The sequence below is a fragment of the Labrys sp. HAY1-8F genome, assembly GCF_056754975.1.
The window spans coordinates 3,222,937-3,237,351 of record NZ_JBPGWZ010000002.1 but is presented as its reverse complement, the minus strand read 5'-3'; the positions used below and the strand labels follow the sequence as shown (position 1 = coordinate 3,237,351).

Annotated in this window: 14 protein-coding genes and 1 tRNA gene; 5 read left to right on the top strand and 10 right to left on the bottom strand. The window is 63.0% G+C overall.

The window, feature by feature from the left end; translation table 11 throughout:
- Nucleotides 1-3: 3 nt before the first annotated feature.
- Both ACR9ZN_RS24030 and ACR9ZN_RS24025 read right to left on the bottom strand, forming a co-directional pair.
- On the bottom strand, nt 4-1,695 hold the full coding sequence (locus ACR9ZN_RS24030) for a GMC family oxidoreductase (protein ID WP_481273343.1): 1,692 nt from the start codon (nt 1,693-1,695) through the stop codon (nt 4-6).
- A 232-nt stretch (nt 1,696-1,927) separates the two neighbouring features.
- Nucleotides 1,928-2,551, bottom strand: a complete 624-nt coding sequence (locus tag ACR9ZN_RS24025; RefSeq protein ID WP_441772178.1) for a tetratricopeptide repeat protein — start codon at nt 2,549-2,551, stop codon at nt 1,928-1,930.
- A gap of 371 nt (nt 2,552-2,922) precedes the next feature.
- Between ACR9ZN_RS24025 and rplU the strand changes: the two genes are divergently transcribed.
- The 3 genes from rplU to ACR9ZN_RS24010 all read left to right on the top strand — a co-directional run bounded on the left by rplU (nt 2,923) and on the right by ACR9ZN_RS24010 (nt 4,738).
- A complete protein-coding gene (gene rplU, locus ACR9ZN_RS24020) occupies nt 2,923-3,582 on the top strand; it encodes a 50S ribosomal protein L21 (RefSeq protein ID WP_434958941.1) in 660 nt (219 codons plus the stop codon).
- Nucleotides 3,583-3,703: 121 nt separating this feature from the next.
- A complete protein-coding gene (rpmA, locus tag ACR9ZN_RS24015; RefSeq protein WP_068283371.1) occupies nt 3,704-3,973 on the top strand; it encodes a 50S ribosomal protein L27 in 270 nt (89 codons plus the stop codon).
- A 129-nt stretch (nt 3,974-4,102) separates the two neighbouring features.
- A complete protein-coding gene (locus ACR9ZN_RS24010; RefSeq protein WP_441772180.1) occupies nt 4,103-4,738 on the top strand; it encodes a GNAT family N-acetyltransferase in 636 nt (211 codons plus the stop codon).
- On the opposite strand, the gene ACR9ZN_RS24005 is transcribed toward ACR9ZN_RS24010, so the two are convergent.
- The 4 genes from ACR9ZN_RS24005 to rpmB all read right to left on the bottom strand — a co-directional run bounded on the left by ACR9ZN_RS24005 (nt 4,674) and on the right by rpmB (nt 7,716).
- The gene (locus tag ACR9ZN_RS24005) at nt 4,674-5,351 is read right to left on the bottom strand and encodes a FecR family protein (protein ID WP_481273342.1); all 678 of its coding nucleotides are present in this window, start codon (nt 5,349-5,351) and stop codon (nt 4,674-4,676) included. The genes ACR9ZN_RS24010 and ACR9ZN_RS24005 overlap by 65 nt on opposite strands.
- A 196-nt stretch (nt 5,352-5,547) precedes the next feature.
- Nucleotides 5,548-5,823: a hypothetical protein gene (locus tag ACR9ZN_RS24000; RefSeq protein ID WP_434958938.1), complete on the bottom strand. Its 276-nt coding sequence runs from the start codon at nt 5,821-5,823 to the stop codon at nt 5,548-5,550.
- Between the two features lie 348 nt (nt 5,824-6,171).
- The gene (locus ACR9ZN_RS23995) at nt 6,172-7,173 is read right to left on the bottom strand and encodes a TerC family protein (RefSeq protein ID WP_481273341.1); all 1,002 of its coding nucleotides are present in this window, start codon (nt 7,171-7,173) and stop codon (nt 6,172-6,174) included.
- A gap of 252 nt (nt 7,174-7,425) precedes the next feature.
- Nucleotides 7,426-7,716 (bottom strand): 50S ribosomal protein L28, encoded by a 291-nt coding sequence (gene rpmB, locus ACR9ZN_RS23990; RefSeq protein WP_434958936.1) that lies wholly within the window; start codon nt 7,714-7,716, stop codon nt 7,426-7,428.
- 323 nt (nt 7,717-8,039) lie between these two features.
- Between rpmB and ACR9ZN_RS23985 the strand changes: the two genes are divergently transcribed.
- Nucleotides 8,040-8,115, top strand: a tRNA-Thr gene (locus tag ACR9ZN_RS23985).
- 48 nt (nt 8,116-8,163) lie between these two features.
- Here the strand turns inward: ACR9ZN_RS23985 and ACR9ZN_RS23980 are convergent.
- Together ACR9ZN_RS23980 and ACR9ZN_RS23975 are read right to left on the bottom strand one after the other, a co-directional pair.
- On the bottom strand, nt 8,164-8,706 hold the full coding sequence (locus ACR9ZN_RS23980; RefSeq protein WP_481273340.1) for a hypothetical protein: 543 nt from the start codon (nt 8,704-8,706) through the stop codon (nt 8,164-8,166).
- A gap of 16 nt (nt 8,707-8,722) precedes the next feature.
- Nucleotides 8,723-9,010, bottom strand: coding sequence for a hypothetical protein (locus ACR9ZN_RS23975; protein WP_454811609.1), 288 nt, complete (start codon nt 9,008-9,010; stop codon nt 8,723-8,725).
- A gap of 137 nt (nt 9,011-9,147) precedes the next feature.
- Between ACR9ZN_RS23975 and ACR9ZN_RS23970 the strand changes: the two genes are divergently transcribed.
- A complete protein-coding gene (locus tag ACR9ZN_RS23970) occupies nt 9,148-10,467 on the top strand; it encodes an MFS family transporter (protein ID WP_434958933.1) in 1,320 nt (439 codons plus the stop codon).
- Between the two features lie 195 nt (nt 10,468-10,662).
- Here the strand turns inward: ACR9ZN_RS23970 and ACR9ZN_RS23965 are convergent, their stop codons facing one another.
- Nucleotides 10,663-12,975 carry an NADP-dependent malic enzyme gene (locus ACR9ZN_RS23965; protein WP_454811607.1) on the bottom strand — a complete coding sequence of 771 codons (2,313 nt, stop codon included), beginning with the start codon at nt 12,973-12,975 and terminating at the stop codon, nt 10,663-10,665.
- Between the two features lie 108 nt (nt 12,976-13,083).
- Nucleotides 13,084-14,175 (bottom strand): glycosyltransferase family 4 protein, encoded by a 1,092-nt coding sequence (locus ACR9ZN_RS23960; protein WP_454811605.1) that lies wholly within the window; start codon nt 14,173-14,175, stop codon nt 13,084-13,086.
- Nucleotides 14,176-14,415 lie beyond the last annotated feature (240 nt).

The window sequence follows — 14,415 nt, the reverse complement described above, 5'->3', positions numbered from 1 at the left end:
GCCTCACTCTCCCTTGGCGATCCAGCGCGCTGCTTTTTCGGCGATCATCAGGGTCGGCGAGTTGGTGTTGCCGCTGGTGATCGCCGGCATCACGCCGGCGTCGACCACACGCAGGCCGTCAACGCCACGCACGCGCAGATGGCTGTCGACCACAGCCTCGGGATCCCCGTCCCTGCCCATCCTGGTGGTGCCGACGGGATGGAAGATGGTGCTGGCGATATCGCCGGCCAGCCTTGCGAGTTCCTCGTCGGTCTGGAATTCGACGCCCGGCTTCCATTCGACCGGCTTGTAGGGGGCCAGCGCCGGCTGGCTCACGACATGGCGGACATGGCGCAGGCTGTCGGCGGCGACCTTGCGGTCCTCCTCCGTCGAGAGATAGCCAGGGGCGATAGCCGGCGCATCGCCCGCCCGGTTGGAGCGGATCCGGATGCTGCCGCGGCTGGTCGGATTGAGATTGCACACGCTCGCCGTGAAGGCTGGAAAATCGTGCAGGGGCTCGCCGAAGGCGTTCAGGCTGAGCGGCTGCACATGATATTGCAAATTGGCATGCGGCCGGCCGGGATCGGAACGGCTGAAGGCGCCGAGTTGGGAGGGCGCCATGCTCATCGGCCCGCTGCGGCGTAGCATATATTCGAGCCCGATGCCCATCTTGCCGGTCAGGCTGCTCGCCAGCGTGTTGAGCGTACGGGCACCCTCGATCTTGAACACGGCCCGGATCTGCAGATGGTCCTGCAGGTTCTCGCCCACGCCCGGCAAATCGTGCACGACCTCGACGCCATGGGATTGCAGCAGGCCGGCCGGGCCGATTCCGGATAGCTGCAGGATCTGCGGCGAGCCGACCGCGCCGGCCGAGAGGATGACCTCGCGCTTGGCCTGGATTTCGACGAGTTCGCCGCCACGCCGCAGGATCACGCCGGTACAGCGGCGGCGGCCGTCGTCACCAGTCCCGAAGGCGAGGCGCTCGACCTGAGCCTGAGTCCACACCGTGAGATTGGAACGCCCGCGCGCCGGTCGCAGGAAGGCCTTGGCGGTGTTCCAGCGCCAGCCGGCCTTCTGGTTGACCTCGAAATAGCCGACACCTTCATTGTCGCCGCTGTTGAAGTCCTCGGTGCGGGGCACACCGGCCTGCACCGCCGCCTCGGCGAAGGCATCGAGGATGTCCCAGCGCAGGCGCTGCTTTTCGATGCGCCACTCGCCACCATGGCCGTGCATGTCGGAAAAGCGGCTATTGTCGCCGGTGGCGGGATCGGCGCCGCCATCGAGGCGATGGTGATTCTCATGCGCCTTGAAGTCGGGCAGGCTGTTGGCCCAGTTCCAAGCCTCGTCCCCGGTCGCGGCGGCCCAGCCGTCATAGTCGCGCGCCTGGCCGCGCATATAGATCATGCCGTTGATGGAAGAGCAGCCACCCAGGGTCTTGCCGCGTGGATAGCGCAGCGCCCGCCCGTTCAGGCCGGGCTCGGCCTCGGTCTGATAGAGCCAATCGGTGCGCGGATTGCCGATACAATAAAGATAGCCGACCGGGATATGAATCCAGGGATAGTTGTCGGGCCGCCCAGCTTCCAGCAGCAGCACCTGCCGGCTTGGATTGCTGGAAAGCCGATTGGCCAGCAGGCACCCGGCCGTTCCCGCCCCCACCACAATGAAGTCGAACGGACCCGCCAGGGAGCCGGACTGGTCAGCCTTGCCGCGCGACATGCTTCCCCCTCGATATTCGCGCTACCAGTCATAACCGGGCTTGTTGCCGCTCTTCAAACGGAAATGAGCGGAGCTGACATGATGCCGCGACTGGGATCGGAGTGAAGCCCCGCCGGCTACCGCGACGAAAACCGGCAGGGCCACACCCGTACAAACCCCTTTGAGGGGAAAGGGGTTTGCGCACTTTGCGTGTCGATCGGATCCGGAGCTATCTCCGGCGGAACAGCACCGGTCAGACGCCTTTCTCGATCGCCTCGTTCAGGTCCTGATATTCCTCGCAGCCGGTGCCGCAGAGTGTCTTGATGGTATCGAGCTGCTGCTTGGCCAGATCGAGTCGACCCTTGATCACATAGGCCTCGCCCAGATATTCGCGGACCTGCGCATATTGGGGATCGGCCGCCACCGATTTGAGATAATAGCCGATGCCTTCGTCGGTCCGGCCGAGCTTGCGCGTGGCATAACCTCTGTAGTTGAGGGCCTTGGCGGTGTTGGGATCCTCGAGCAGGTCCAGCACCTGCAGCGATTCGTCGTAGCGGTCGGCCTTGGCCAGCACCCAGGCATAATTGGCCAGGTCATCGTCGGGCAGCGCCTCGGACTTCAGCTTGAGGCAGGCCTTCTTGCGGACACTCCACACCTGCCCCCGCGGGCAGGTGGTCATGTCGGTGATCGGCTTGCCATTGGTTGCGCCGCCGCTTCCCCCGCCGGCTCCCCCACCGCCGCTACTACCCCCTCCGCCCCCACTGCTGCCACCGCCTCCCCCGCCCCCGGCGGCGAGGGCCACACCCGCGACCAGCAGAAAGGCGGTCGAAAGGGCGGTGACCGCGAGGCGGCGAGTCGAAGCTTGGACTAAGGACATGATGTCTCTCCCTTGTGCATGGATGCCGGGAAAACACCTGGACTGGGATATTATTCGCTGCCGTGCAGCCTTCGGGAGAACCGGCGGCAAGCCTGGCATTCTTCTGCTTTCCGCACGCCGTCCCTCCTTGACGATTTGGTCGTTACTTTCCTTGACTCTGCGCCTCACGCCTGTATAAGCCACGCCAGCGCGCGGCCTTTGGGCCGCGTGCCTTTTTTCGTGGCCACCTATTCCGCAAGACCAGGTGGCAGATATCAACGACTGGAAAAGCCGGCCGCTGCGGGGACTTTGCTCAGGCAAGGACCCGATCCGTCGAGTTTCCCTTTGCGGAAGCCAGACGGGCGAAAGCCGGGTCCGAACGAGGAAAAAACATGTTCGCGGTCATCAAGACGGGCGGTAAGCAATACCGCGTCAATCAGAATGACGTTCTCCGGGTCGAGAAGCTCGACGCCAAGGTTGGAGAAGTCATCGTATTCCCCGAAATCCTGGCCGTTGGCGGCGACGCCGGCCTGACTTTCGGTACCCCCACGGTTGCCGGTGCTTCGGTTGCCGCCGAGGTTGTCGAGCATGATCGTGATGACAAGGTCATCGCTTTCAAGAAGCGCCGCCGGCAGAATTCGAAGCGCAAGCGCGGCCATCGCCAGCATCAGACCGTGGTGCGGATCTCCGAGATCCTCACCGGCGGTGCCAAGCCTTCCAAGGCTGCGGCCAAGCCCGCCAAGGCTGCCAAGGAAGAGGCTCCGGTCACTGCCGCCGCCGTTCCGACCGGTGGCCTCGATGCCTCCAACCTCTCGCTGATCTCGGGCATCGGCCCGACCATCGAGAAGAAGCTGCGCGCCGCTGGCATCAACAGCTGGAACGACATTGCCGCCTGGACCGATGCCGACATCGCCAAGTGGGATGAAGAGCTCTCGCTACGCGGCCGCGCCGCCCGCGAGGAGTGGGTCATTCAGGCCAAGGAACTCCTGGACGGCAAGCCGCCGCGCGCCAAGGTCGACCAGGCCGAGCAGGCTTCCGGCAAGGACCTCTAAGCCGGTTTCAGAGCGTTGGGGTCGACAACCGCCCGGCTTTCGGGCATTGTCGCCCCTGATTGATGGTTTTCACCGCCGTGTCACAGCACCGGCGTAGATAGAATTTCGAGGAGTTATCGCCATGGCTCACAAAAAAGCAGGCGGTTCGTCGCGCAACGGTCGTGATTCGGCCGGTCGTCGCTTGGGTGTGAAGAAGTTCGGTTCGGAAGCCGTCGTTGCTGGCAACATCATCGTGCGCCAGCGCGGCACGAAATGGCATCCGGGCGTCAATGTCGGCATGGGCAAGGACCATACGCTTTTTGCTCTTACCGACGGCCGAGTCGACTTCCGCACCCGAGCCAACGGCCGAATTTACGTCAACGTCGCCACGACCAAAGTAGCAGCAGAATAATCCCGGCGGGACCTCAGCTCCGCCGGCTCCACTGGACCGGCGGACCTGAAATGACCCTATTTGGGACTCCAGGTTGACGCAGGGGCGGTGGAGAAATCCTTCCGCCCTTTTTCTTGCCAGGAGCCCATCATGTCCCCCTTCAAATCTCTCCCGGCCGTTTCCATTCCCTCGATCGAGATCGAGACCCTGCGTCTCGTGCTGCGCAAGCCGCATCTGGGCGACGTGCCCCGCATGGCACGCCTCGCCAATGATTCGGCCGTGGCATTGATGACCGGGCGCCTGCCCTTCCCCTATGGCGAAAGCGACGCTGCGGATTTCGTGCGTTATCAGGACGAGGCTCGCATCGCGGGCAAGGAACTCGCCTTCGCCATCGAGTGCCGGGAGACCGGCGCCTTCCTCGGCTGCATCGGTCTGCGCTTTCCCAAGCGCGAGATCGCGGAGATCGGCTACTGGCTGGGCCAGCCTCATTGGGGCCAGGGCCTTGCCACGGAGGCGGCGCGCGCCCTGATCGATCATGGCTTTTCGACCCTGCCGCTTACCTCGATCACCGGCGAATGCCGGGTGATCAATGAGGCGTCGCGCCGGGTGATGGAAAAGTGCGGGCTGCGCTATGTCAATTCGGGCCTGCAGCATGCGCCGGCCCGTGGCGGCGCTCTGCCGATCGATCGCTTCAGCCTGGTTCGCCCCGATTGGGTAAGCTTCAAGGCTTGGGTGCCGGCCGTGGTCCGCGAGGCACAGCCGCCGCTGGCGGAGCTGACTCCATAGAGGCCTCGGCAATCACGGAGGCTTCCGCCTGGGCGATGCGCAGCGTACTCCAGCTGCCTGGCTCGGATGGCGCCTGCCTCGCATTGACGAGGTTCGTGCCCAGACCGTTGGTGAGGGTCACCTGGCCGCCCTTGGTGGCGACGGTGACCACGCCATGCTCGACGAAGACACCGAAGACGCCATCGCTGGGGCCGGCGAAAAATTTGGTACCGCGAGCGGCGATCAGGCCGAACGGGGTCGTGACGTTGAGCGGCCCCGACGGTTGATTGTCGGGCCGGTCGAACAGCATGGCACCGCGCTCCAGCACCAGTTCGCCGCCCCGGTCCACCAGGAACTTGTCGATGCGCACCCGCGTGCGCTCGCCCAGGGACAGGCGTGTGGCATCCCCGAGCCGGGCCCCCAGCCGGGCTCCTTCCCCGGTTGCCAGCATGTCATCGATGAAAACCGGCTCGCCGACCTGCAGGGCGCGTTTCTCGCCCCGCAGCTGCCCGGTGGTCTGCCCTGTGGCCGTCAGCACCGTGCCGACCTCGACGATCTGCATCGCCGAGGCCAAACCCGGCCGCAATCCGGCGAGGGCGAGACCGGCGAGCACGGAACGGCGGTGAATCAGCATGACGACGCTTCCTTGTCCCTATCCGTCCACCATCGGAGCCGGATCAGCCTCGAAACAGAATCCTTGTCTCATGCCATAAGCCAAGGATTCTGTCTGGGCCGTGACAAGTAGCACGCAGCGAAAAACAAACCCATTTTGAGATTTCATGGACTCGTCAGGAATCGCAAGGAACTCCTTCGCCTGAACGCGCTTTGCTCTAGTAGCCGCTACGCTCGCAAACACGCTGGCGTCGCTTGACATAACGTCCATAGTAATCGTCGTAGACGCGCACGACGCGATAATAGCAGCGGGGACGATATTGCCGGCGATAGCCGCCGCCGTTATCGTCCTGGTTGTAACCACCGCCGCCGTTATAACCCCCGCCGCCATATCCATCGTCATACTGGGCGGCGGCCGGCAGCGGCGCCAGAGCGGCCGCGCCCAGCGCGGCACCCAGCAGCAGGTAACGAAGCTTCAGGCCGAAAATCGTCATCGCAGTTCTCCTCGCTCGAACACGATTCCGAAAAGCAGGGCCCGGTAAGCTGTGCGGGCAGGCTTTCGGATGATGATTGCTCAAAAGCGCTGCCTGCCGGGAGGAGAAATCACACGAAACCATTCCGGCCATGCCGCTGGGCATGGCCGCTGCCTTCTTCCCCCCGGACGGGAAACGGATCACAGGATCCGCCCCAGCGACGCTAACCGGTCCCCTTGCTCCGTAAAGAGCAGACGAGCCCGATCAAGCCATCATCACCCCGCCACTCTAACCCGTCTGTTCCCGCTGAAACAGATCAACTTTTGCGGGAGTTGACCTTTCTTCTCCACCGTCATCGGCAGGGAATCGTCAGGGCGACACGCCCGGCCCTTCGGCCTGGCCCCGGGTCTTCCAGAGCGAGAAGACGATGCCGCCGGCGATGATCGCAACGGTGACGATCAGGGCGAGAGCCGGATCGACTTTGCCGACAAGATGGCTCCAATAGATCTTGCCGCCGATGAAGACGAGCACGAGGGCAAGCGCGTATTTGAGGTAGTGGAAACGATCGATCATCGCCGCCAGCGCGAAATAGAGCGCCCTCAGGCCGAGAATGGCCATGATGTTGGCGGTGTAGACGATGAAAGTATCGGTGGTGATGGCCAGAATGGCCGGTACCGAGTCCACGGCGAAGACGATGTCGGCGACGTTGATGACGATCAGGGCCAGCAACAACGGCGTGGCATGCAGCAAAGTCCTGCCTGTGGCATGGTCCGGCTGGCGCACCACGAAGCGGTTGCCATGCAGGTCCTCGCTGATGCGCATATGACGACGCAGGAAGCGAACCAACCAGTTTTCCTTGAACTCGGCATGATCGTCCGAGGCGACCAGCATGCGCAGACCCGTCAGGATCAAGAAGGCCGCGAAGATATAGAGCACCCAGCCATAGCTCTGCACGATGCTGGCACCGGCCGCGATCATGATGCCGCGCAGCACCACGGCCGCCAAGATACCCCACACCAGGGCGCGGTACTGAAAGGCCGGCGGCACCGCGAAGTAGCGGAAGATCAGGGCGATGACGAAGACATTGTCGATCGAGAGCGATTTCTCGATGAAATAGCCGGTGAAATAGTCGAGCGCCGGGCTGGTGCCATCCGGCCTGGTATCCATGCCCCACCAGATGGCGCCGCCGAAGGCGATCGCGATGGCGATATAGATGGCCGACAGCTTGAAGCTGTCGGCAACGCTCAGCACCTTGTCGTCACGGTTGAGCACGCCGAGATCGAAGGCGAGCAACAGCGCCACGAAGGCGAGAAAGGCCAGCCACATCCAGACGGGCTGGCCGGCAAAATCAGAAAATGCGAAATCGAGCATAACGCCGGACCCTTTTGCTTCGAAAACAATCGAAGCCGGCTCCGACATCACGGCATGCTTTGCGCAAACCGTCAGAGGGGCCCGGTAACCGGCGCCTCTGCATCGCCGAAACGGGGGCCTGCCGTCAAGGGGAGGTCACATTAAGCTTTGCTCATCTGGAGCAAAGCGGGTCGTGGCCGCACGACGCTCCGGACAATGAAAAAGGCCGGAGCGCGAGGCCCCGGCCCGAAAAGTCAGTCATGCAACCTTGCCTTAGTGGGCGGTCGTCATTTTCTTTTCGATTTCGCGCTTCAGGCGCAGGGCCGGCGCGGTAAGTTCGTTGCTGGAAGCCTTGATCAGCCAGGCATCAAGGCCGCCATTGTGCTCGACAGTGCGCAGGCCGGCCGCCGAGACGCGCAGGCGCACGGAGCGACCGAGCACGTCGGAGATCAGCGTGACATTGTGCAGGTTCGGCAGGAACTTGCGCTTGGTCTTGACGTTCGAATGGCTCACTTTGTGGCCAGACTGAACGCCCTTGTCGGTCAGCGCGCAACGGCGGGACATGGGTCTATCCTTCTCAATTCGGAACGGCGCCGCTGCAGCGGGGCCAGGGCAGTTTCCGAGGAACCTGCCGGTGTTAAGAGGGTCCGGCAATTCTGCCTTGCTTGCGCGGACAGAATCGCTTGGGCAAAAAGAAAACCGCCACCCCAAGTTGGGGGCGGAGCCTCCCGCCAAAATTTGTGTGGGTTGCTATAGTCGGGAGCTTGTGCCGCGTCAAGAGTTTCGCTCTAAACTCGCGTCGCATGCGTGAGGGGGCTTGCCTTCCGCTTTGCTTGCCTGTATCAGGGCGGCGCGTCCGCAAGGATCGCCTTCTGAAAACCGTTGGCGCCGCTTTAGCTCAGCCGGTAGAGCACATCATTCGTAATGATGGGGTCAGGTGTTCGAGTCACCTAAGCGGCACCACGTTTTCTCAGCCTCACAGTACTGGCTTCTGCCGTCAAGGGCCGACGTTCAATTCCACATTTCGGGATAATAAGCCGGGCAGATACAATGCCGGCTGGCACGTGGCGGATCGATCAGCCGGCCTGCCAGCTGCGTGAGCAGCGCCTCCACCCGCTCGGCTGAACGGACGGACGCTTCCGAGACCTCATAAGGACGGTCGGTGTCGCTCAGGCTGATTTCCAGCCGATTCGCTTGCGCATGGACATAGGCGGGCTGCCCAGCCAATTCGACCAAACCGGGCTGCCGGATGCGATGGCTTCCCGGCACGAGGGGAGCGAACTTGCCGAATTCCTCGGCCGTGTAGGCAACGCCCGGCACCGGTTGGGGAGAGTCGGGCGCGGCGACGTCCAGGGCGATCCCCAGGGTGGCGCAGACATCCACCGGATCGGCCTCTGTCTCCACCGCGATCGCGACCAGCAACTGGTCTCCATCGTTGGCATGGCCGCCAACGGCCCGGCAGAACCGGAAATAGCGCAGCCTGCCTGCCCATTGCATGATCTGCTGCCGGTCATGGCGTTCGAACAGATAGAGGTTCCAACGATCGTCGCTCATGCGCGTGCAGGTCCCCTCACAAAATCCTCCGCAGAGCTTCTCGGTAGTGCTCCTTCGTGGCCAATATCGAAAAGCTCTGCAAGCATTCAAGATCCTGCAGCTTCCACCTGCTCATGCAATGGGTGCGCTCAGGAGGAAGCTGCCTGGTGCCGCCGTTCCCAGCCATATTGGCCGCCAGCACATTGGCCGGCCCCGACAGGCGGCAGAACGGATGGAGCGCCATGGCGTTGCGGTTGAGCACAATCTGGTCTCTGCCATCCAAAGACTCCAGGGACGAGATCATGGTTCTGGCTGACGGTTCCATCGAAGGATCCACTCCCATCCGGGCATCTGGCTCCTGCCCTTCGGGAAAAATGGCTTGCCCGGATCAGCAAAGCCACAGCATGATCACAATTGCTTTGAAAGACCTACCTAAAGACAAGATCAATCAGGGGGAAACATATGAGTAACACCGCGGCCGTGGCAGTGGCAGATCCGCATGATACCCGCCGGCGGGTGATGGCGATTGTCGGCTCATCTTCTGGAAATCTTGTCGAGTGGTTTGATTTCTACGCCTACGCGTTTACGGCACTCTACTTTTCGAGTGCCTTCTTCGGCTTCATCAAGGATGCCGAGCCGACCACGCAGCTCCTCTATTCCTCGGCAGTCTTCGCCATTGGCTTCCTCATGCGGCCGATCGGTGGCTGGCTTTTCGGCTGGATTGCAGACCGCTATGGCCGCAAGAACTCGATGATGATCTCGGTCCTCATGATGTGTGCCGGATCACTGGCGATCGCGATACTGCCGACTTACGCCACGGTAGGTATCCTGGCACCGATCCTTCTCCTTCTCTGCCGGATGGTTCAGGGCCTCTCCGTGGGAGGCGAATACGGGACTTCGGCGACCTATATGAGCGAGGTCGCGCTCGCGGGGCGGCGCGGCTTCTTCGGCTCTTTCCAGTATGTGACGCTGATCGGCGGCCAACTCCTCGCCTCGGCCGTCATCGTTATCCTCGAACTCGCGCTGAGTGACGAAGAAATGCGGGCATGGGGCTGGCGGATTCCGTTCGTGGTCGGGGCTTGTGCCGCAGTCGTTGCCTTCTACCTGCGGCGCTCCCTGCACGAGACCTCGTCGGCGGAGACACGCGCCCGCAAGGAAGCCGGCTCGCTTGTCAGCCTGCTACGTCGACATCCGCGGCCCTTTCTGATCGTCATTGGGTACACAGCCGGTGGCTCGCTGATCTTCTACACCTTCACCACCTACATGCAGAAATATCTGGTCAACACGGCACACATGGCCAAGGAGACCGCCAATATCACCATGACGGCGGTGCTCTTTACCTACATGTGCATGCAGCCGCTCTTCGGCGCGCTTTCCGACAGGATTGGGCGGAAATGGTCGATGATGCTGTTCGGCGGGCTCGCGACACTATGTACCGTGCCGCTCCTGACGGCGATCGGCAGCGTCCAGAGCCCGCTCGCGGCCTATTTTCTGGTGGTGGCGGCACTTGCGATCGTGTCGTTCTACACGTCGATCAGCGGGCTCGTGAAAGCCGAGATGTTTCCGGCCGAGGTCCGGGCGCTTGGAGTCGGCCTCTCCTACGCGATCGCCAATGCCGTCTTCGGCGGTTCAGCCGAGGCGGTAGCACTCGCCTTCAAGGATGCCGGCCATGAGACGTGGTTCTTCTGGTACGTCACGGTAATGTGCGCGATTGCTTTCCTCACCGCACTCACCATGCTCGCCAACCGCCCGACCTATCTGACAGGCGACGGCACCGAGTAGACCCCGAAGCATCACACCGAAAAGCGGATCCCGGTTTTCGGTGAAAACCATGCGGCAACGGCGCCAACTCCGGGCGGCGGCGGCATGGGCTTCCTACCTGCACTTACGTCTGCTCGCTGGTGCGATCCCCAAGAGGCATCTTCGATGCCTCTTGGTATTGTCGATACCGCCAGACAAAGATCCGGCGCGCCTCATTCACCCGCCGATATTGGCCGCCGCCAGCACCGCCATGTTGACGAGATCGGTATCCTTGGCGGCGAGCGGTACGATCTGCACCGATTTGTCGAGGCCCACCAGGATCGGGCCGATCACCGTGGCGCCGCCGAGCTCCTGCAGCATCTTGGTGGAGATCGAGGCCGAGTGGAAGGCCGGCATTATCAGCACATTGGCCGGCCCGGACAGGCGGCAGAACGGATAGAGCGCCATGGCGTCGCGGTTGAGTGCGACATCGGCGCCCATCTCCCCGTCATATTCGAAATCGACACGCTGGCGGTCGAGGATGCGCACGGCCTCGCGCACGCGCTCGGCCCGCTCGCCTTCGGGATGGCCGAAGGTGGAATAAGCCAGCATGGCTACGCGCGGCTCATAGCCCAGGCGTTTGGCTACCGAGGCCGCCTCGATGGCGATGGCAGCAAGTTCCTCCGAGGTCGGCATGTCGTGCACGGCGGTATCGGCCACCACGACCGTTCGCCCGCGTGCGATGGCGATCGACAGGCCGAGGACGCAATGACCGGGCTTGTCGTTGATGACGCGCCTTACGTCTTCCAGCGCGATCGAATAGTTACGGGTCAGGCCGGTGACCATGGCGTCGGCATCGCCCATCGCCACCATGCAGGCGGCGAAATGGTTGCGGTCGATGGAGGCGAGGCGCACGCAGTCACGCATCAGGTAGCCCTGCCGCTGCAGCCTGTCATAGAGATATTGCGCATAGGCATTGGTGCGCGGCGAGATGCGGGCATTCTGGACCTCCATGCCCTCGCGCAGCTCCACCCCGGCAAAGGCGGCTGCCGCTTCGACCCGGTCTTCGCGGCCAACCAGGATAGCGGTGCCCAGCCCCTGATTGACGAAGGAGGCGGCAGCGCGGATGACCGCCTCCTCCTCGCCTTCGGCGAAGACGACGCGCTTGGGGGAACGGCGAACCCTGTCGAAGATGCCGGCCAGCGTGCCGGCGACGGGATCGCGCCGGGCGGAGAGTGCCGCGCGATAGGCGGCAAGGTCGGCGATCGGCTTGCGGGCGACACCGGTCTCCATGGCCGCCTTGGCCACGGCAACGGGCACGCGGATCATCAGGCGTGAATCGAAGGGAGCGGGAATGATGTAGTCGCGGCCGAAGCGAGGCCGCGCGCCCTGATAGGCACTCGCCACCTCGTCCGGCACCTCCTCCTGGGCAAGCTCGGCCAAAGCCTGCGCCGCCGCCACCTTCATCTCCATGTTGATGGCGGTGGCATGCACGTCGAGCGCCCCGCGGAAGATATAGGGGAAGCCCAGCACGTTGTTGACCTGGTTGGGATAGTCGGAGCGGCCGGTGGCGAGGATGACGTCGTCGCGCACCGCATGGGCTTCGTCCGGCGTGATCTCCGGATCGGGGTTCGCCATGGCGAAGACCACCGGATTGGGTGCCATCGAACGCAGCATCTCGGCCGTGAGGGCGCCCTTGACCGAAAGGCCGAAAAAGACGTCGGCGCCGTCGAGCGCCTCGGCCAAAGTGCGCCGGTCCGTGTCGGCGGCATGCGCCGACTTCCACTGGTTCATGCCGTCGGTACGACCCTTATAGACCACGCCCTTGGTATCGCAGAGCAGGACGTTGTCGGGCGCAAAACCCATGGCCTTGACCAGCTCGACGCAGGCAATGCCTGCCGCCCCCGCGCCATTGACCACCAGGCGGGTCGAGGTGATGTCGCGACCGGTCAGCTTCAGGCAGTTGAACAGGCCGGCGGCGGCGATGATGGCCGTGCCGTGCTGATCGTCATGGAAGACCGGAATATCCATCAATTCCTTGAGGCGCTGCTCGATGATGAAGCATTCCGGCGCCTTGATGTCCTCCAGATTGATGCCGCCGAAGCTGGGTCCGAGATAGCGTACGGCATTGATGAAGGCATCGGCGTCCTTGGTGTCGACCTCCAGATCGATCGAATCGACATCGGCAAAGCGCTTGAACAGGACGGATTTGCCTTCCATCACCGGCTTGGAGGCGAGCGCGCCGAGATCGCCGAGGCCGAGAATGGCGGTACCGTTGGAGATCACCGCCACCATGTTGCCCTTGGTCGTATAGTCATAGGCCAATGCCGGATTTTCCGCGATGGCACGGACCGGCACCGCGACGCCCGGCGAATAGGCAAGCGAAAGGTCGCGCTGTGTCGCCATCGGCTTGGTCGGTACCACTTCCAGCTTGCCGGGCTTGCCCTGGGAGTGGAAGGCCAGGGCTTCCTGGTCGGTGAAACTGGGGCGGGCTTGATTGGAGCGGACCGGGTTCGAGCCGACGGGGCGCGGCGGTTTCTTATCCGTCATTGCAGGGGCGTTTCCATTTACAGACGCGTTTTGCTCTAAGGCCCCGACCCTAAGCACAAACACAGGCTTCGTCCACGCACGAAGCTTTCAACGTCCGGGAAAGCGACCCTAGGCGCCGGCCTGCACGGCGTCGAGCAGATTGCGCGCCGCCTGTCTCCAGGTGAAGATGCCGGCCTGCTGGCGCCCCATGTCGATCAGGGACTGGCGCACCGCCGCATCATCGAGCGCCGAGCGGATTTTCGCGCACCATTCCTCCGCCTTGAAGGGGTCGGCATAGAGCGCGGCCTGCCCGCAGACCTCCGGAAGCGCGCCGAAGGGCGCCGCGACCACCGGGCAGCCGAGCGACATAGCCTCCAGAGGCGGCAAGCCGAAGCCTTCCGTCAGGGAGGGAAAGGCAAGCGCACCGGCATTGGCCATCAGGCCGGCGAGCTCGGCATCACTGGTACGACCGGCAAACCGCACATTGGCGGGGACGATATGGCCAAGGCTCTCGAAATCGGCCTTGCCCGCCCCGCCGAACAGGACGAGCGGGACGTCCTTCAGCTCGGGCCTGGCGAAGGCCTCGAGCAGGATGGCGATGTTCTTGTGTTTTTGCGTGTTCGCCAGCGCCACGGCATAGCGCCCGCGCTCGAGCTCGAGCTTGGCGAGCAGGCTGTCATCGGGCACGATCTTCAGAATATGGTCGCAGCCATTATGGACAACCACGATCTTGTCGGCACGGGCGATACCGTAGCGCACCAGTTCCTTCTTGGAGAATTCCGATACGGTGAAGATGACCTTGTGCCGCCGGCCGATGAAGGAGAAAGCGAATTTGTACCATAGCCGGAAGGGGCGTGAATAGGAATCGGGCGTGGAATAGACCTGGGCATCGTGAATCATCGTGGCCGAAGCGCGATGAAACAGCGGTCCGATATTGCACAGGTTGAGCAGGAAATCCTTCCTGCGCGCCACGGGCAGATAGAACTGCTCCCATGCAATCCTATGCATCCAGCGCACCAGCCTGCTTTCGCGCACGCAAGCGATCTTGCGATAGGCCGGGACTTTGGCGCCTTCCCGGACCACAAGGGCATAATCGCCGCCATCTTTGGCCTGTTCGGCAAGCCAGTCGTCGACAGCGGCGATGAGCTGTTCGGCAACCCTGTGCACGCCGGTCGGCGGCGCTCCGAAGAACTTGCCGTTGAACGCTATCGTCCTGGTCATTGCCGCAACGCCTCGTTGGCAGATTTGCCTCTATGGCGTTTTGCGATTGGGCGGAATTGCCTGGAATCGCAAAGACGCCCAAGCTCATCCGTTGGATTGGCTTGGAAGCAAAGAGCTAGAGCAAAGCGCGTTCGAGCCTGAATGCGCCTTGCTCTGGTTATAGTCGAGTTGAAGCCGGTTCTCTTTCCCCCGAAGGGAGTAGCTTGCCGACAAGATAGGACGATGGGGCCCATCCCAATG